16 protein-coding genes are annotated in these 16,225 nt (G+C 71.9%); 5 read left to right on the top strand and 11 right to left on the bottom strand.

Going from position 1 to position 16,225, the window contains the following annotated elements; all coding sequences use genetic code 11:
• The first annotated feature begins 110 nt into the window (after positions 1-110).
• Genes BIU90_RS08430 through BIU90_RS08420 form a run of 3 tightly spaced genes read left to right on the top strand, consistent with a single transcriptional unit; the run spans position 111 to position 2,729 of the window.
• A complete protein-coding gene (locus BIU90_RS08430) occupies positions 111-722 on the top strand; it encodes a M15 family metallopeptidase (RefSeq protein WP_071299809.1) in 612 nt (203 codons plus the stop codon).
• 43 nt (positions 723-765) lie between these two features.
• A complete protein-coding gene (locus BIU90_RS08425) occupies positions 766-2,061 on the top strand; it encodes a sensor histidine kinase (protein WP_139195182.1) in 1,296 nt (431 codons plus the stop codon).
• Positions 2,058-2,729 carry a response regulator transcription factor gene (locus tag BIU90_RS08420; protein ID WP_071299745.1) on the top strand — a complete coding sequence of 224 codons (672 nt, stop codon included), beginning with the start codon at positions 2,058-2,060 and terminating at the stop codon, positions 2,727-2,729. Before BIU90_RS08425 ends, BIU90_RS08420 begins: the two co-directional genes overlap by 4 nt.
• Here BIU90_RS08420 and BIU90_RS08415 read toward each other — a convergent pair.
• The 9 genes from BIU90_RS08415 to BIU90_RS08375 form a co-directional block, all read right to left on the bottom strand.
• On the bottom strand, positions 2,726-3,154 hold the full coding sequence (locus tag BIU90_RS08415; RefSeq protein ID WP_071299744.1) for a VOC family protein: 429 nt from the start codon (positions 3,152-3,154) through the stop codon (positions 2,726-2,728). The two genes, BIU90_RS08420 and BIU90_RS08415, sit on opposite strands and share 4 nt — an antisense overlap.
• A 21-nt stretch (positions 3,155-3,175) precedes the next feature.
• The gene (locus tag BIU90_RS08410) at positions 3,176-3,937 is read right to left on the bottom strand and encodes a triose-phosphate isomerase family protein (protein ID WP_071299743.1); all 762 of its coding nucleotides are present in this window, start codon (positions 3,935-3,937) and stop codon (positions 3,176-3,178) included.
• Entirely contained in the window at positions 3,934-5,640 is a 1,707-nt protein-coding gene (locus BIU90_RS08405) for a dihydroxyacetone kinase family protein (RefSeq protein ID WP_071299742.1), read from the bottom strand. The genes BIU90_RS08410 and BIU90_RS08405 overlap by 4 nt, the downstream gene beginning before the upstream one ends.
• A complete protein-coding gene (locus tag BIU90_RS08400) occupies positions 5,637-7,019 on the bottom strand; it encodes an MFS transporter (protein WP_071299741.1) in 1,383 nt (460 codons plus the stop codon). The genes BIU90_RS08405 and BIU90_RS08400 overlap by 4 nt, the downstream gene beginning before the upstream one ends.
• Positions 7,020-7,103: 84 nt before the next feature.
• Positions 7,104-7,865: an SDR family NAD(P)-dependent oxidoreductase gene (locus tag BIU90_RS08395; RefSeq protein ID WP_071299740.1), complete on the bottom strand. Its 762-nt coding sequence runs from the start codon at positions 7,863-7,865 to the stop codon at positions 7,104-7,106.
• A gap of 17 nt (positions 7,866-7,882) precedes the next feature.
• A complete protein-coding gene (locus BIU90_RS08390; protein ID WP_071299739.1) occupies positions 7,883-8,836 on the bottom strand; it encodes a 3-hydroxyacyl-CoA dehydrogenase family protein in 954 nt (317 codons plus the stop codon).
• Positions 8,833-9,834, bottom strand: a complete 1,002-nt coding sequence (locus BIU90_RS08385; RefSeq protein WP_071299738.1) for a sugar phosphate isomerase/epimerase — start codon at positions 9,832-9,834, stop codon at positions 8,833-8,835. Before BIU90_RS08385 ends, BIU90_RS08390 begins: the two co-directional genes overlap by 4 nt.
• Before the next feature lie 217 nt (positions 9,835-10,051).
• Positions 10,052-10,525, bottom strand: a complete 474-nt coding sequence (locus BIU90_RS18285) for a hypothetical protein (RefSeq protein WP_139195181.1) — start codon at positions 10,523-10,525, stop codon at positions 10,052-10,054.
• 735 nt (positions 10,526-11,260) lie between these two features.
• On the bottom strand, positions 11,261-11,977 hold the full coding sequence (locus tag BIU90_RS08375; RefSeq protein ID WP_071299736.1) for a GntR family transcriptional regulator: 717 nt from the start codon (positions 11,975-11,977) through the stop codon (positions 11,261-11,263).
• Between the two features lie 126 nt (positions 11,978-12,103).
• Here BIU90_RS08375 and BIU90_RS08370 point away from each other — a divergent pair, with 126 nt between their 5' ends.
• Both BIU90_RS08370 and BIU90_RS08365 read left to right on the top strand, forming a co-directional pair.
• Positions 12,104-13,450, top strand: a complete 1,347-nt coding sequence (locus tag BIU90_RS08370) for an alpha/beta fold hydrolase (protein ID WP_071299735.1) — start codon at positions 12,104-12,106, stop codon at positions 13,448-13,450.
• Positions 13,447-15,036 carry a GMC family oxidoreductase gene (locus BIU90_RS08365; RefSeq protein ID WP_071299808.1) on the top strand — a complete coding sequence of 530 codons (1,590 nt, stop codon included), beginning with the start codon at positions 13,447-13,449 and terminating at the stop codon, positions 15,034-15,036. The genes BIU90_RS08370 and BIU90_RS08365 overlap by 4 nt, the downstream gene beginning before the upstream one ends.
• 15 nt (positions 15,037-15,051) lie before the next feature.
• Here BIU90_RS08365 and BIU90_RS18660 read toward each other — a convergent pair whose 3' ends face one another.
• Both BIU90_RS18660 and BIU90_RS08355 read right to left on the bottom strand, forming a co-directional pair.
• Positions 15,052-15,411, bottom strand: a complete 360-nt coding sequence (locus tag BIU90_RS18660) for a hypothetical protein (RefSeq protein WP_071299734.1) — start codon at positions 15,409-15,411, stop codon at positions 15,052-15,054.
• 525 nt (positions 15,412-15,936) lie between these two features.
• Positions 15,937-16,209 carry a hypothetical protein gene (locus BIU90_RS08355; protein WP_071299733.1) on the bottom strand — a complete coding sequence of 91 codons (273 nt, stop codon included), beginning with the start codon at positions 16,207-16,209 and terminating at the stop codon, positions 15,937-15,939.
• Between the last annotated feature and the right edge of the window lie 16 nt (positions 16,210-16,225).

Genomic DNA, 16,225 nt, shown 5'->3' with positions numbered 1-16,225 from the left:
AGCTGGCACCGAGCCTCCAGTCCGTCATCAGTCCCGTCTCACCCCTCCGGCCGAAGCGCTTCACCCGTGCGCCCGATGCCTGCGCGGTCGGGACGCCCGAGGCTGAGTGCATGCCCTCGCCCACCACCCGGACCACCGCCGTGACCCTCGTCGCCATCGCCGTCGTGATCGGTGTCGCCTGTTGGACGATCGGCGGTGCGCACGCTCCCGAGCGCGGACGGGTCGCGAACGTCGTCGACGTGACCTCCGACGGTGGCCGGACCGAGACCATCGCCGGCACCGACCTCGGCGCCCAGGACGGCCTGGTCGACAGCGCGACCATCGTCGACCTGGCGGACTCCCCGGCCGTGACCGGCCTCGACGCCGACCTGCGCAGCGCGGTGGAGCAGGCGACCGCCGCGGCGCACGACGACGGCGTCGAGGTGCTCGTGAACTCCGGCTGGCGGAGCACCCGGTACCAGCAGGCGTTGCTGGACCAGGCCGTCGAGCAGTACGGCTCGATGTCCGAGGCGCGGCTGTGGGTGAACACCCCGGAACGGTCGACGCACGTGCAGGGGAAGGCCGTGGACGTGGGACCGACCGACGCGATGAGCTGGATGGACCAACACGGTGCCGCCTACGGCCTGTGCCGCACCTACGCCAACGAGCTGTGGCACTTCGAGCGTGTGACGACGCCGGGTGGGACCTGCCCCCGGGCCCACGAGGGCGGGACCGCCGGATGACGCGGGACCTCGACGCGCCCGGCCGTCGTGCGATGATCGAGCCGTGACGGACGGGCGGGGGTTCACCAGGCCACTGCCGACCCGTTCCCTGGTGGCGGACCTCGCCTGGGCGGTGTTCGCGGCCCTGCTGTTCCTGGCGCCGATCGAACTGGAGCTCGAGCACTCGAGCCTGCTCGGCGTCACGACCGCTGCGGCCGCCATCGCGGTCCGGCGCCTGTCCCCTTCCGGGGCGATGGTGTTGGCGGTCGCCCTCGGCGTCGTGCAGGTCCTGGGCGGGGAGCGCCCGTCGCTCGTCGACGTCGCCCTGTTCGTCGTGGTCGGCACCGTGGCCGTCGTGGGCACGCGGCTCGAGGTCGCCCTGGCCGGGGTGCTGTCCGTCGTGGCCGGAGCGACCGCGTCGCTGTACCTCTCCGAGACCGGTTACCGCTACGCCGTGATGCTCGAAGGGCCGCGCGACCAGGCCGCGATCGTCCTGGCCGCACCGACACTCGCGCTCGTGTCGGTGTGGGCGACCGGCCTGGCCACCCGAGCCGTCCGCTCCCAGAACCGCGAGTCGCTCCGCCGTGCCGACGCCGAGGCCGCGGCGAGTCGGGCGGAAGAGGTGGCGAGCCGGGCCGAGGCCGTCGCCACCCGCGCCGTCGACGAGGCCGAGTCCGAACGCATCCGCGCCGACATCGCCCGCGACGTGCACGACGTGGTCGGCCACTCACTCGCGGTCATCATCGCGCAGGCCGACTCCGTGCCGTTCCTCGACGACGAGGCACGCATCCGCGAGGTCAGCGCCACCATCGCCAGCACCGCCCGGAGCTCCCTGGTCGAGGTCCGTCAGGTGCTCGGCCACATCGACGGGTCGGACACCGGGACCGACCCGGCATCCCTCGAGGCGATCGTGCAGGGCATCCGCGAGGCCGGGGTCGCGGTCGACCACACCGTCCGCGGGGACACCGGTTCACTCGGACACGAGACCGGCACCGCCGCCCGCCGGGTGCTGCAGGAGATGCTCACGAACGCGCTGCGGCACGGGGCGCCGGGCGGCAGCGTGACGGTGCGCGAGACGTGGCGCTCGGCCGACCTGGTGCTCGAGGTGGAGAACGCGGTGCCCACGGTCGAGGCACCCGTGGGCGAGGGCCTGGGCATCGACCGCGCCGACACTGCCAGCCGCTCCGACCGCACCGACACCGGCAGCCTGCGGCGACCGGTCGGCTCCGGCCGAGGCCTGGTCGGCATGCAGGCCCGACTCGCGGCGATCGGTGGCTCGTTCGACGCCGCGGTGCTCGACGCCGTGTTCAGTGCCCGCGCACGCATCCCGTTCGACGTCCATGGGGGGACCAACCGATGACCGATCCGATCCGCATCCTGCTCACCGACGACCAGGCCCTGTTCCGCGCGGGGCTGCGCGTCGTGTTGGACGCCCAACCCGACATGGTCGTCGTGGGCGAGGCCTCCGACGGCGCCGAAGCACTCGCGCTGATCCCAGAGCTCCGACCCGACGTCGTCCTGCTCGACATGCGGATGGCGGGCATGGACGGGGTCGAGACCGTCCGGCAGCTGTTCTCCGGCGCGGTCGACGGGCCACTGCCCCGCGTGGTCGTGCTCACCACGTTCGGCCTCGACCCCGCGGCGGCGACCGCGATCCGGCTGGGGGCGAGCGGGTTCCTGCTCAAGGACACGACACCGCCGTTCCTGTTCGCGGCCGTGCGCGCCGTGCACGAGGGCAGCTCGGTGATCGCGCCGAACGACCTGTCGCAGCTGTTCGGCGCGGACGTCGAACGTGCTCCGGCACCGCAGCCGGCCGCGTTCCAGACCCTGACCGACCGGGAGCGCATCGTGTTCGGCTGGGCATCGCGCGGGTTGTCGAACGCCGAGATCGCGGGGCGGGAGTTCGTGACCGAGTCCACCGTGAAGACCCAGATCTCGAGCATCCTGGGCAAGCTGGCCCTGCGGGACCGGGTGCAGCTGGTGGTCTACGCGCACGACCACGGGCTGGCGGGCGCCCGGGACGCCTAGCCGCTGCCGGCGTCCGCGTCGGCCGCGTCGTCTCCCTGGAACCCGATCAACCACGTGACGCCGAAGCGGTCGCGGACCTGGCCGTCGTGGTCGCCCCACGGCCGCAGGGTCAGCGGGTCGACGACGGTCCCACCCTCGGCCAGGGCGTCGAACCACTGCCGACTCGTCGCCGCGTCGGCAGCACCGAGCAGCGCGAACAGGACGCCGTCGACCGTCGGGACGGTCTCGCCGTCGGCCGCGTCGGCAGCGAACAGGTCCACCGGTCCGCGCAGCTCGCCGTGCGCGATCGCGTCCGCGGGGCCGTCCTCGCGCCCGAAGTCGGCGAAGGTGTGCCGCTCGAGCTGCCCGCCGAACACCTGCTGCCAGGCGTCGAGGGCGGCGGCAGCGGTCCCGGCGAAGTGGAAGTACGGCACGGGTGCGCTCATGCACGAACCGTACTGCCGCCCTCAGCCCAGCGCCAGCACCTCGTCGAGGACCTGTTCCACGGCCGCCGGGTCGTGCGCGAACCGTCCGAGGAACAGTCCCCCGATGCGCCCGCCGCCGCGCGTGAGCAGTCCCGGACCGGCACTCCCGCCGTACAGGACGGTGCTGCCGGCCAGGTCGGTGCGGGTCGCGAGGTGTGCGGCGATCCCGTCGAGGACCGTGACGACGTGCTCGTCCGGCGCGGGCTCCGCCGCCCCGATGGCCCAGACCGGCTCGTAGGCGACGGTCAGCGCTCCGGTCACGCCGGCAGCGTCGGCGTCCGCCAGGGCACGATCGAGCTGCGCGGTGACGTCCGGCACGGCGTGGTCCGGACGAGAGGGTCGGCTCGTCTCACCGACGCAGACCAGCGGACGCAGGTGGTTGCGGAAGGCCGCGTGCACCTTGGCCGCCACGACCGCGTCCGTCTCGTGGAACAGGGAGCGCCGCTCGGCGTGCCCGATCTCCACCAGGTCGACGCCGATCTCGCGCAGCTCCGCTCCGGACACCTCGCCGGTGAAGGGGCCCTCGTCCGCCCACCCCAGGTCCTGCGCGGCGAGCTGCACGCCACTGCCGCGCAGCAGGTCCCGCACGGGTACCAGCGCGGGGAACGTCGGCGCGACGAACAGCGTCGCCGCGCCGGAGCGCACGGCCGGGTGCCGTCGCGCGAGGTCGGCGACGGCACCCGCCCACGTCAGGGTCCGAGCGTGCGAGAAGTACGTCTTCAGCGAGATGCCGATCGTCGTCACGGTGCGACCGCGGCGACGACCAGTGCGAAGGACACCGCCCCCGGGTCCGCCGTCCCCACGGCCTGTTCGGCATGGGTCCGGGCCCGACCCTTGCGCGGCAGCAGGTCGGTCGTCGCGTCCGCAGCGGTCCGGGCCACGTCGACGGCCGCACGCCAGGCCTCGGCGAACGGGTCGCCGGCGTCGATCCGGTCACGCAGGGCCGTGTCGAACGGGACGAGGGCGTCGACCACCGTCTTGTCCCCCGGGCCCGCGCCGAAGGCGAGGACCGCCTCGGTGGCGGCGTGCACGGCGGCCGCGACCCGGGCACCCGTCGGACGTTCGTCGTCGCCGAGGACGCGACCCAGTGCCTCCAGGCTGGCTCCCCAGATCGCGCCGGAGGTGCCACCGGCCTTGTCGGACCAGGCGTCGGCTGCGATCCGGAGCACGGTGCCCGCTCCGGCGCCGCGCTCGACCGCGTCGGCTGCGGCCTGGTCCGCAGCGTGTGCTCCCCGCTGCATGCCGATGCCGTGGTCACCGTCCCCGGCGACGGCGTCCAGGCGGCCGAGTTCGTCGGCGTGTTCGTCGAGGACGGCCCGGGTCGCGGCGAGCGCCCGGGCGATCTGCGCTGCGGCGGCACGCGAGTCCTCCGACGCCGGGCCGATCGACACGGCCTCCAGGTCGGCCTCGGCGTCCGAGGGGTCGACGCGTTCCTGGGCGATGGCCCCGCCCTTCCGGAACGCGGGGGTGTCGGCCGGCGCTGCCCAGAGCTCCTCGAGGTCGTCGTCGAGCCAGAACAGCGTCAGCGAGACCCCGGCCATGTCGAAGCTCGTGACCAGCTCGCCGACCTCGGGCTCGACCAGCACGGCACCCGCGTCGGTCAACAGCTGCTGGACCGAGCGGTAGACGACGAACAGCTCCTCGTACTTGACGCTCCCCAGCCCGTTCAGGACGGGCACGACCCGGGCTCCGTCGGCCGTCACGCCCTCGGGCAGCTCGTCGAGCAGCCGGTCCACCAGCAGCGACGCCAGTCCCTCGGCACTCGGCACGTCGGTCTCGTCGATGCCGCGTTCGCCGTGGATGCCCATCCCGATCGCCATCCGGCCGGCCGGGACCTCGAAGAGCGGCTCGTCCGCACCGGGCAGTGAGCACCCGGAGAACGCGACCCCGAACGAGCGGGTCCGGTCGTTCGCGCGCTCGGCGACCGTGGTCACGGCGTCGAGGTCGTCGCCGCGCTCGGCGGCTGCCCCGGCGACCTTGAAGACGCAGAGGTCACCCGCGATGCCCCGCCGCTCGTCGGCGCGGTCGGCGGGCGCGGAGACCACGTCGTCCGTCACCCGCACGGTCCGCACGCGGATCCCGTCGTCCTCGAGTGCCCGGGCCGCTGCGTCGAAGTTGAGCACGTCGCCGGCGTAGTTGCCGTAGCTGAACAGGACACCGCCGCCGTGCTCCGAGGCCCGGGCGACCCCGGCGACCTGCTGGGCGCTCGGGCTGGCGAACAGGTTGCCGAGGGCGGCACCCGCGGCGAGCCCGGGGCCGACCAGGCCGCCGAACGCGGGGTAGTGGCCGGAACCGCCACCGATGACGACCGCCACGGTGCCGTCCGGACTGGTGGTCGCACGGGCCACACCGCCGTGGACCCGTCGCACCCACCGGGCGTTGGCGGCGACGAAGCCCTCGGTCGCCTGGTCGGCGAAGTCCGCGGGGTCGTTGAACAGTCGGGTCATCGGGTCGTCTCCTTCGTCGCCACGTGACTGGTGTCCAGCAGTTCGTCCGCGCGAGCACCGCGGAAGAACTTCGTACAGAAGATCATCACCGCTGCCACGAAGGCGAGCACCCCGAGCGACACGATGCCGAACGCACCGCTGTCCGTCGGGACCACCTCGTTGATCGCGGTGCGCATGATCGGGGCCACGAACCCGCCCAGGTTGCCGAGCGAGTTGATCAGGCCGATGCCCGCGGCCGCCGCGGCTCCCGTCAGGAACGCGGTCGGGTAGGCCCAGGTGATCGGGCCGACGGCCAGGAAGCTCGCGACCGCCAGCGTGATGAACAGGATGCCGAGGACCGGCTGCCCGTTCGCGCCGGCCCACGCGGAGCCGAGGATCGACAGCCCGGTCGTGACGTAGAACATCGCGCCCCACCGGCGACGACGGCCGACCGTGTCCGCCTTCGACCCGACGAGGTAGCAGGCGACCAGGCCGACCAGCCACGGGATCGCGGTGACCAGGCCGACCTGCCAGCCGACGTCCTGCCCGAGCAGCGAGGCCACCTGCTGCGGCAGGTAGAACGTCGTGCCGTAGACGGCGACCTGCAGGCAGAAGTAGATGATCGTGAAGTACCAGACGCGGCCGCTCGCCATCGCCTTCCAGATCCCGGTCGGGCCGTCCTCGCTGCGAGCGGTGTCCTCGCGGGCCATGGCCGCCGTCAACGAGTCCTTCTCGCCCTGGTCGAGCCACTTCGCCTTCTGCGGGCTGTTCGTCAGGAACACCAGGGCAGCGATGCCGGCGAGCACCGCCAACACGCCCTCGCCAGCGAACATCACCTGCCACCCGTGGAACGGCGTCGCCTGGTCGCCGACGCTGATCAGCCCGCCGGAGAGCGGCGCACCGATCATCTGCGAGAACGGCTGCGCCAGGTAGAAGATCGCGAACATCCGCACGCGGACCTTGTTCGGGAACCACTCGGACAGGTACATGATCACGCCCGGGAACAGCCCCGCCTCGGTCACGCCGAGGACGAAGCGCAGCACGATGAACATGGTGTCGTTCGTCGTGAAGGCGAACAGCGCGGCGACGATGCCCCACGTGATCGCGATGCGGGCGAGCCAGAAGCGCGCCCCGAACCGCTTGAGCAGGAGGTTCGACGGGATCTCGAAGATCGCGTAGCCGATGAAGAAGATGCCGGCGCCGAGCGCGAACGCCGCGTCGGAGATGCCGCGGTCGACGCTGAGGGCCTCCTCCGCGAACCCGACGTTGGTCCGGTCGAGGAAGGCGACGAAGTACAGGATGACGAGCATCGGCATGAGGTGCTTGGTCGCCTTGCCGATGGCGGACTCCAGGCCGGGGTCGTTCGTCGACCCGAGGGCGGGCACATGGGACTGGGACACGAGATCGCTCCTTTGCGAACACGGTGCAGACGGGAGGCGCGGGATGCGTCGCCTCGTCGGCGCGCGCCCCGCGGGTGGTCGGGCCTAGTGCATGTAGAGGCCACCGTCGACGTTCAGCGTCTGTCCGGTGACGAACCCGGCGTCCTCGCTGATCAGGTAGGCGACCGCGGCGGCGATGTCCCGCGTGGTCCCGATGCGGGGCAGGACCCCGTCGGCGGCCATAGCGGTCTTGCGCTCCTCGGTCAGGGTGCCGCCCATGATGTCGGTGTCGATCGGGCCGGGGGCGATCGCGTTGACGGTCACGCCCCGCGGTCCGAGCTCGCGTGCGAGGCCCCGGGTCAGGCCGATCACGCCGGCCTTGGCGACCGTGTACGGCGTCTTGCTGAAGGTGCCGCCGCCGCGCTGGGCGGAGACCGACGACAGGTTGACGATGCGGCCGTACCCGCTCCGCACCATCGACTCCGCAGCGCGCAGGCTGGCGAAGTGCACGCCGTCGAGGTTGATCGACAGCACACGGTGCCACTCCCCCGGCGGCAGGTCGAGGTAGGCGTGCGCCGAGGACACCCCGGCCAGGTTCACCAGCGCGGTGACCGGTGCGAGGTCGGCCTCGATCGTGTCGAACGCCCTGCGGACGGATGCCTCGTCGGCGACGTCCGCGCCGACCCCGACGGCGCGGACACCGTGCTGGTCGTGGATCTCGGCGGCGACGGCCTGCGAAGCCGCGTCGTCGAGGTCGATGATCCCGACGTCCCAGCCGGCCTCGGCCAGGTGGTGGGCGGTGGCGCGGCCGATGCCACGCGGCGATGCGGCGCCCGTCAGGACGACGGTGCGGTGCTCTCCGGTCATCTGCTGGTCCTCCTGGCTCAGTGGATCGGCGCCGGGCCGAGCTCGTCGAGGAGCTTCTGCATGGCGACGTAGGCGCGGTTGCGGTAGGCGACGAGCTCGGGCGTGCGATCGGCCGGCACGTCGAGGTAGCCCGAGCCGGACTTGGTGCCGAGCTCACCAGCGTCGACGTGCTGCTGCAGCGACGGCGGGGTCGCGAAGCGTTCGGGCCAGCGGGTCTGCAGCGACTCGAAGCAGAACGCGTACACGTCCAGGCCCGCCATGTCGGCGATCGCGAACGGGCCGAAGAACGGCAGGCGGAACCCGAAGGTGGTCCGGACGATGGTGTCGATGTCGTCCGGGGTCGCGATGCCCTCGTCGGCGATCTTCGTCGCCTCGTCGAACAGCGCGTACTGCAGGCGGTTCAGCACGAACCCGGTCGAGTCCTGCACCCGTGCCGACTGCTTGCCCGTGGCGGCGACGACGGTCTCGCCTACCTGCAGGGCGTGGTCGGTCGTCGTGGGGTGCGGGATGAGCTCGACACCCGGGATGAACGGTGCGGGGTTCGAGAAGTGCACGCCGAGGAACCGCTCCGGACCGGTGACGGCCTCGGCGAGCGACTCGATCAGGATCGTCGACGTGTTCGACCCGATCACGGCGTCCGGTCGGGCTGCCGCGCTGATGCGGCGGAGGGTCTCGTGCTTGATCGCGAGCTTCTCCGGGACGGCCTCCTCGACGAAGTCGGCGGTGGCGACCGCATCCTCGATCGTCTCGGCGGCGCTGAGGTGGGCACGGACGCGCTCGACGGCGTCCTCGGGGAACAGACCGTCCGCGACGAACTGCGCGGTCTCGCCGAGCAGCCGGTCGAGGTTGGCGCGGGCGACGTCCCCGGAGACGTCGGCGATGCGGACGGTGTGGCCGGCGAGTGCGAGGACCTGGGCGATGCCGCCGCCCATGTAGCCGGAACCGACGACGGCGATGTCGAGGGTGCTCATCGAGTTGCTCCTTCGGGGGTGGTGGTGCTGAGGTCCGCGGTCGCCAGGACGCCACGGATGTACTGCTGGTTGGTGGCGCAGACACCCAGGCTGTCGCCGCCGTACTGCTCGGTCATGACGATGCCGCGGAACCCGTCGGCGACCGCGTCGCGCAGGACCTGGCGGTAGTTGATGAGCCCGGCCTCCATCGTGCTCGGCACGCTCGTCGCCCAGCTGCCGTCGCCGGCTTCGTCCCGCGTGTAGTTCTTCACGTGCAGGTAGTTGGCGTACGGCATCGTCTTCGCGAACAGTTCGCGCCAGTCCTCCACCGGGCGGTGCAGGCGGATCAGGTTGGCGACGTCCGCGTTCAGGCCGACGGTGTCGAGGCCGATCTCCTCGACCAGGCGCACCGCGCTGTCCGCGATGCCGAGGTAGGTGTCCTCGTAGAGCTCGAGCGCCATCGGCAGCCCGACCGACGCCGCGTGCTCGCCCAGTTCGCGGAGCCGTGCGACGGCGGCTGCCCACACCTCGGGGTCGTCCGGGTCCTTCGGGCCCTGCGCCGTCCAGAACCACAGCGCGCGTCGCTGGGCGTCGGTGAACGGCTGGTGCAGGCCGGTCGAGAAGACCTGCATGCCCCACTCGGCCGCGGCGTCGATCGTGCGGTGCGCGTACGCCAGGTTCTCGGCCTCGTGCCCCGGCTGGATGATGCTCTTCCGCTGCAGGTGCACCGAGGGGATCCCGATGCCGTGGTGCCGCGCGACGGCGAAGAGCTCCTCGCGACGGGATGCCTCGAGGTCGGCGGGCCGGACGTGGCTGTCCGCGAGTTCGGCGAGGGAGAACCCCGCGGCGGCGATCTGCCCGAACACGTCGTCCCAGACCGCGACGTCCGCGTCGTGGAAGGCGACACCGTTGCGGGCCACGGCCGGGAACCCGTGCAGGCAGGCGGCGATCGGCCAGGAGTCGGCGGTCCAGGTCGTGGTGTCCCAGTCCTGCTGGACCCAGTCCTGCGGTGTGCTCACGGGATGCTCCTTCGCATGTGTCGGTTCGGCGGTGAACCTACATCCTGTAGGAAAGATACTCCGATCGGTGTGCAGCGCAAGGAATTCGACCAAACCCCCCGGAGGAGGGGCTCCGAAGGAGATCGGGCTCGGAGGATCAGGACGCCCGTGCCGCTGACCCGAACTCCGGCACGGGCGTCCGCCCCGTTCACGACGACGCCCTCGACCCGCTCGGAACTCAGTGAAGCGGAGGCGGTGAGCCCAACGATCTCCGCTCGGCCACTCGTCGAACAGCGGCTCCCAGGTCTGATCGCGCAAGCGTCGCTGCTTCCACTCCGCCAGGAGGAATCGTGTCAGTCGAGCGCCGCAGGATCAGCGTGAGTCTCCGGCCCGTGAACCGGACGAGGGACGTCGAGGTCGTGGGGTTGTAGTCGACGTACCCATCGACCTCGTTGACCTCCGCACGCGCCCACCACGTCAGCCAGAGCGGTGACCGGATGACGCTCCCGAGGCGGTTCATCTCATCGAGGTACGCCGGCGGCACGCCGTTCGTCGGACCACCCCCGCCCCACGAGACAGCGACTCCGTCGACGCGCTGGAGCGTCAGACGGAATCCGACAGGAGACGCTGGCCCCGTCGGCGAGATCGGGATCACACGCTCGCTGTCGTCGCCACCGCTGAGCTGCCCGGTCGTGGTGTCGAACTCGAACACGGAGGCGACTTCTGTCAGTGCGGACGGCAGCACCCCGATCTGCACAGTGGTCGCCGAGGACCATCGGGTCGCGCGGACTGCTCGTGCGAACCCGGGCCGCGTCGTGCCCCCGACGACCGGCTCAGACCGCTGGACGGTTCCACCCCGGTCCACGGTCTCGACGTGCACGCGGAGGAACCCGTCGTCCCACAGGGATCCGACGAGACGCATCTGCGTCGACCGTCCGCGGTTCCACTTCCAGGGGCCTGCCCACGCTGCCGTGAGGTCTCGTCGCCGCACCGCGGCCGCTGCTTCGGACACTGCCGAACGGTCCCATCCGCGGCGTTCAGCGAAGAAGCACAGCGTCTCCTCCCACATCGACAGCACGACATCGTCCCGGTCCGACGCGCTCAGGTTGTGGAAGCCCCTCGGAACGAACACCCACGCGATGTCGTCGCCATCGCGCATCCAGTCCGACACCTCGACGTGCACATCTGCCGAGTCGGAGAGCCCCCCGGGGATCAAGCGGATCGAGGACCGCGGCACGACGATGCGTCGCGCCTCGAGTGCTTCGCCCAGCGCCTCTGACACCTTCCGCGAACCTCGGAGGAGTGCATCCATGTCGTCGACCGGACAGCCGACGATGCTGAGCTCCGCAGAGACGTCCCACTTCCGGTCGGGGACCCCGGTCGGGGGCCAGATGTACACGTCACGGAGGATGGGAGCCATCATCAGCCTTCTTCGTCGGAGCGCGGGTCACGCCGTGTGCGACGCGTCCGCCCGGGAGCGCTCGCGGACGGCCTCGATGTGCGTCCGCATCGCCACCACGGCCCGCTGCGGGTCGACGGCCAGCGCATCGACGATGGCCTGGTGCTCGTGCACCGCGCGGTCCGTGTCGTCGTCGCCACCTTCGACGATCTGCCGCATCCGGTGCACCCGTGTGGTGATGACCTCGGACATCTCCTGCAGGAACGGGTTGTGCGTGGCATCGAAGACCACCTGGTGGAACTGCCAGTCGCTCCGGAAGAACCGCGCCATCAGCTCCTCCGACGCGCTCGCCACACCGACGGCCGCGATCTCCCGCACCACCGCGGCCTGCTGGGCGAGCGCCGCCTCGAGCCGCTCCCGCAGGGCGTGCACGTCGCCGCGGGCTGCGAGCTCGACCGCCCCGCTCTCGATGATGAGCCGGGTGTCGAACAGCGCCTCGAGCTGGTCCCCCGCCAACGGCGGTGCCACGCGGTACCCCTTGTTCGCCTCGCGCACGACCAGGCCGGTCCGCTCGAGCTGCACCAGCGCCTCGCGCACCGGGGTCGGCGAGACCCCGAGCGTCCGAGCCAGGCCGTCGATCGACAGCCGCATGCCCGGTTCGACATCGTGTCCCATGAGCACGTCGAGCACGCGGTCGTAGACGCGGTCGCGCAGACCGCGCTGGGTGATGCGCTCCGAGGGGAAGCCGGGGACCGTCGTCGTCACGCCTCCGATCCTAGGGACGCGACCAGCACGCCGGGGCCGAGCCGGGCCTCCAGACCGTCCCGACGCCACCGGCCAGGGGGTACAACCGGCTGGGAGGACGTCAGTGGCACCCCGTACAAACGAAGCATGACGGCGACCGCGTTCTGCCTCCACGCCCTCGGCTCCAGCTCCGAGGAGTTCGCCACCATGCGCGCCCGCCTCGCCGGCACGCTCGACCTGATCGGCATCGACCTGCCCGGGTTCGGGCGGTCCACGGCCGCGACCGGCACCACCGTCGAGGAGATGGTGGAGCTCGTCGAGCGCGCCGTCGGCCGGAGCGGCGCGACCGAGTGGGCCCTGATCGGGCACTCGATGGGCGGCAAGGTGGCCTCGGTCGTCGCGTCGCGCACCATCGACGGATCGAACGGCCTGTTCGGACTCCGCGCCGTCGTGCTGCTCGCGGCGTCGCCCCTGTCGCCCGAACCCATGGACGACGAGCGCCGCCAGCGGATGCTCGACTGGGCCGCGGACGGTGAGATCGGCGCAGACGAGGCCGACGAGTTCGTCGCTGCGAACACGGACGAGCAGCTGCCGCCCGAGCCGCACGCGATGGCGGTGCACGACGTCCAACGCGCCGTCCCGCAGGCATGGACCGACTGGCTGGTCCGCGGTTCGCGCGAGGACTGGTCGAACGTCTTCGGGCCGAACCCCGTTCCTGCGCTGATCCTGGCCGGCGCTGCCGACGGCGACCTCGGCGCCGAGGCCCAGCGCACCCTGAACCTGCCGCACTGGCCCAACGGCGAGTTCGACGTGGTCGACGGTGCCGCGCACCTGTTGCCGTGGGAACGCCCCGACCAGGTCGCCGAGCGCATCCGCGCGTTCTGGGAGCGCCGTGTCGCTCCGTCGCCGGTCGTCCCCGCCGCGAACGCCCGAGTGATCGCGTCGCCCCGGGTCAGCGCCCGCACCCGCGGCATCCTGGCCGTGCGCGCATTGCCGGACGACCCCGACGCTGCACCGCGTGCCCTCACGCCTGAGCAGCTCACGACGCTCCGGGCGATGGCCCGCGTCGTCGTCCCGCAGGACGGCGCCCAGGTGGACATCGCGCTCCGCGTGGACGCACAGATCGCGGACGGAGCCGGCGACGGCTGGCGACCCGACGGTCTGCCCGTCGACGTCGAGGCCTACCGCGCCGGACTCGATGCCCTCGCAGCCGAGGCCGAGCAGGGCGACGACCACCTGGCGACCGTGCTCGACGCGGTGACGCGCGGTGAGCACACGCCCGCGGCGGGGCCGTTCGACGCCGAGCAACTCCGCGCCTGGGCCGAGGACGCCAGCGTCGACCTCGTCAAGCAGTGGGTCGCGCACCCGGCCACGATGGCCGAGATCGACTACGACGGCTTCGCCAACGGTGGCGACGGCGTCCGCAAGCAGGGCTTCCTGCTCCTCGGAGCAGGACAGCGTGAAGCATGGGAACCGGCGGGAGCCGCACGATGAACCTCAACGACCAACGCCGCCATGCCGAGGACGACGTCGTCGACGTGGTCGTCGTCGGGACCGGAGCGGGCGGTGCACCGCTGCTCGCCCGCCTGGCACGTCAGGGCCTCCGTGTCGTCGCGCTCGAGGCCGGCCCGAACACCGAGCCGGGCGACCACACCCCGGACGAGGTCGAGGCCCCGGCCGACATCAACTGGATGGACGAGCGGATCAGCGGCGGCAGTGCCCCGACCGCCTTCGGGCCGAACAACAGCGGCACCGGGGTCGGCGGCTCGACACTGCACTGGGGTGCCTTCACGCCCCGCCCGAACGCGCACGACATCCGGCTCCGGACCGACTCGGGACAGGGTGAGGACTGGCCGATCGACCACGACGAACTCGTCCGGTGGATCGAGGAAGCGGAACACGACGTCGGCGTCGCCGGCCCCGCGCACTACCCGTGGGACCCCGCCCGCCGCTACCGGATGGGACCACCCGCACGCAATGCGTCCTCGGACATGATGATGCGCGGCGCCGCGGCGGTCGGCATCACCGCGACGGACGCCCCCGTCGGCCTGACCACCGAGGACCGGATGCAGGACCACCACGGCCTGCGGCACGCCTGCGTCGCCTGTGGCTCCTGCCACCAGGGCTGCCGCAACGGCGCCAAGGTCTCGATGGACACGACGTACCTGCCCGCCGCCGTCGCGTTCGGCGCCGAGATCCGCGCCGATGCCTTCGTCCACGGCATCGAGCTCGACGCAGCCGGTCGGGTCGAGGCCGTCGTCTACCGGCAGGGCGGTCGCGACCACCGGCAGCGCTGCCGCTCCCTCGTGCTGGCCGCCGGCGGCATCGAGACCCCGCGGCTCCTGCTGCACACCGGCCTGGCGAACAGCAGCGGTCAGGTCGGACGCAACTTCACCGCCCACGGCGCGACCCAGGTCTGGGCGACGTTCGACGAGTCGATGCGCTCGTACCGTGGGTACCCGTCCTCGATCATCACCGAGGACTTCATCCGCCCCGACGGCGTCGACTTCGCTGGCGGCTACCTCATCCAGAGTCTCGGCGCCCAGCCCCTCACCCTCGCGACCTCCCTCGTCCGCGGTGGCGAGCTCCGCGGCGCCGCGCTCGTCAAGGCCATGCGCGACTACCCGCGGATGGCCGGTGTCGGCATCAACGCCGAGTGTCTGCCCTACGACGACAACCGTCTGGTCCTGAGCGACGAGCTCGACGCGAACGGCATGCCCGTCGCCCGCGTCACGTTCTCGCCCGGCGACAACGAGGCCGCGATCACGAAGCACGCCATCGCGACGATGACCGCGATCGTCGAGGCCGCCGGCGGCAAGGACGTCCGCGTGCTCGACCGCACCGCACACACCGTCGGGACCGCCCGCATGGGCACCGACCCTGAGCGCTCCGTCGTGGACGCTGCGGGCCGCTCGTGGGACGTGCCGAACATGTGGATCGTCGACAACTCGGTGTTCCCGAGCTCGCTCATCGCCAACCCGGCGTTGACGATCATGGCGCTGTCACTCCGGACCGCTGACCGTCTGCTGCGTGACGACGCCGCCGCCGACCGCGACCAGGCGGCGCACGTCGCAGCCTGATGCACCGACCTGCCGTCAGGGCCGCCAGCCGTCCGCCGTGGGGACGACGACGGGCATGGTCATGCGGGTACGCATCCGCTCGGCGACGTCGACCTCGTGGTCGTCGGACGGTGGGTCGTTGGCGTCCATCCCCATCAGCCAGGTCAGTCCGCGCAGTCCTCGACTGTCCGTACTGACCAGCGCCAGGGCCCACAGCATGCCGGATGACGCCGCCTGACGCTGCGCCCAGTCGATCGCCTGCAGGGCGTCCGCCCCGGTCAGGTCGAAGGTCTGAGTGGCATGGACGTCGCCGGACGGCCGCTGCAGGTACACGCGGAATCGCGGACGGTGGTCTTCCCAGGTGCTGTCGCGCTCGTCGACCTCGATGACGTCCATCCACCGAGCGTACGAGACCAGAGTGTCCGGTGAAATGCCACGTAGGCTGGACTCATGGGCCTCAACACCGCCGGGTGGTGGCCCTGGGGCAAGCGTGAAGCCCACCACCGCTGCAACGGTGATGGGCTTCGGTTTGCTCCCCGAGTGGCCAGTTCATCCACGCGGAGACGGCGGGACGGGCAACAACCGTTCCCGAGTCTGATGCTCGGGTTCAGTGTAGCCGGGCCCCGGCCCGACTGCACGCCCGTCCCGGTCCCCGCTCCTCGTGTCCGCCGGCGCTGACACCGGAGGTGGTCTCGATGTCGAAGGACACCGAAGCCGAGTCCGGGCGTCGGGTGCCCTGGTGGGGAGTCGCGAGCTTGCTCGTGAACCTCGCCAGGCTCCTGGTCGACCTGGCCCGGAAGGACTGAGACAAGGACGTCCCGCACCAGCGCTGGCCGGTGCGGGACGTTCCGGGCGGTCGAGCGACGGACGGGAGGCCCGGTGCCAGCTGGCACCGGGCCTCCCGTCTGCAGGCGGTGCCGGTCAGTACGCCGCTTCTGCCGGCGCGCTGTCGCCCTGCGGCGTGCCGGGAGCACCACTGACGGACAACCCGTCCTGGGTGGTCGTCCACCCGGCATCAGCCGACGTCGCACCCTGGTCGGCGGTCTGCGCCGGCACGCCCGACTGCGTCCCGTCGACGCTCGAGGTGACGGGAGCGGTGGTGTCGGCGGCGTTCGCGCTGACGGCGCCGAACACGGACGCGCCGACGACGAGCAGGCCGGCGCCGATGATGAGGGGGGTCTTCTTGGTGAGCATGGTGGTGTCCTTCGTC

The organism is Curtobacterium sp. MCBA15_001 (genome assembly GCF_001864835.1).
GTDB lineage: Bacteria > Actinomycetota > Actinomycetes > Actinomycetales > Microbacteriaceae > Curtobacterium.
The sequence above is the reverse complement of the archived record's forward strand: the minus strand, read 5'-3'. Positions and strand labels throughout refer to the sequence as shown.

Excerpts from the sequence above, each read along its gene's own strand:
- BIU90_RS18660 (WP_071299734.1), bottom strand. The coding sequence starts at position 15,411 with ATGGACGTCATCGAGGTCGACGAGCGCGACAGCACCTGGGAAGACCAC.
- BIU90_RS08420 (WP_071299745.1), top strand. The coding sequence starts at position 2,058 with ATGACCGATCCGATCCGCATCCTGCTCACCGACGACCAGGCCCTGTTC.
- BIU90_RS08430 (WP_071299809.1), top strand. The coding sequence starts at position 111 with ATGCCCTCGCCCACCACCCGGACCACCGCCGTGACCCTCGTCGCCATC.
- BIU90_RS08395 (WP_071299740.1), bottom strand. The coding sequence starts at position 7,865 with ATGACCGGAGAGCACCGCACCGTCGTCCTGACGGGCGCCGCATCGCCG.
- BIU90_RS08415 (WP_071299744.1), bottom strand. The coding sequence starts at position 3,154 with ATGAGCGCACCCGTGCCGTACTTCCACTTCGCCGGGACCGCTGCCGCC.
- BIU90_RS08365 (WP_071299808.1), top strand. The coding sequence starts at position 13,447 with ATGAACCTCAACGACCAACGCCGCCATGCCGAGGACGACGTCGTCGAC.
- BIU90_RS08370 (WP_071299735.1), top strand. The coding sequence starts at position 12,104 with ATGACGGCGACCGCGTTCTGCCTCCACGCCCTCGGCTCCAGCTCCGAG.
- BIU90_RS08405 (WP_071299742.1), bottom strand. The coding sequence starts at position 5,640 with ATGACCCGACTGTTCAACGACCCCGCGGACTTCGCCGACCAGGCGACC.
- BIU90_RS08390 (WP_071299739.1), bottom strand. The coding sequence starts at position 8,836 with ATGAGCACCCTCGACATCGCCGTCGTCGGTTCCGGCTACATGGGCGGC.
- BIU90_RS08355 (WP_071299733.1), bottom strand. The coding sequence starts at position 16,209 with ATGCTCACCAAGAAGACCCCCCTCATCATCGGCGCCGGCCTGCTCGTC.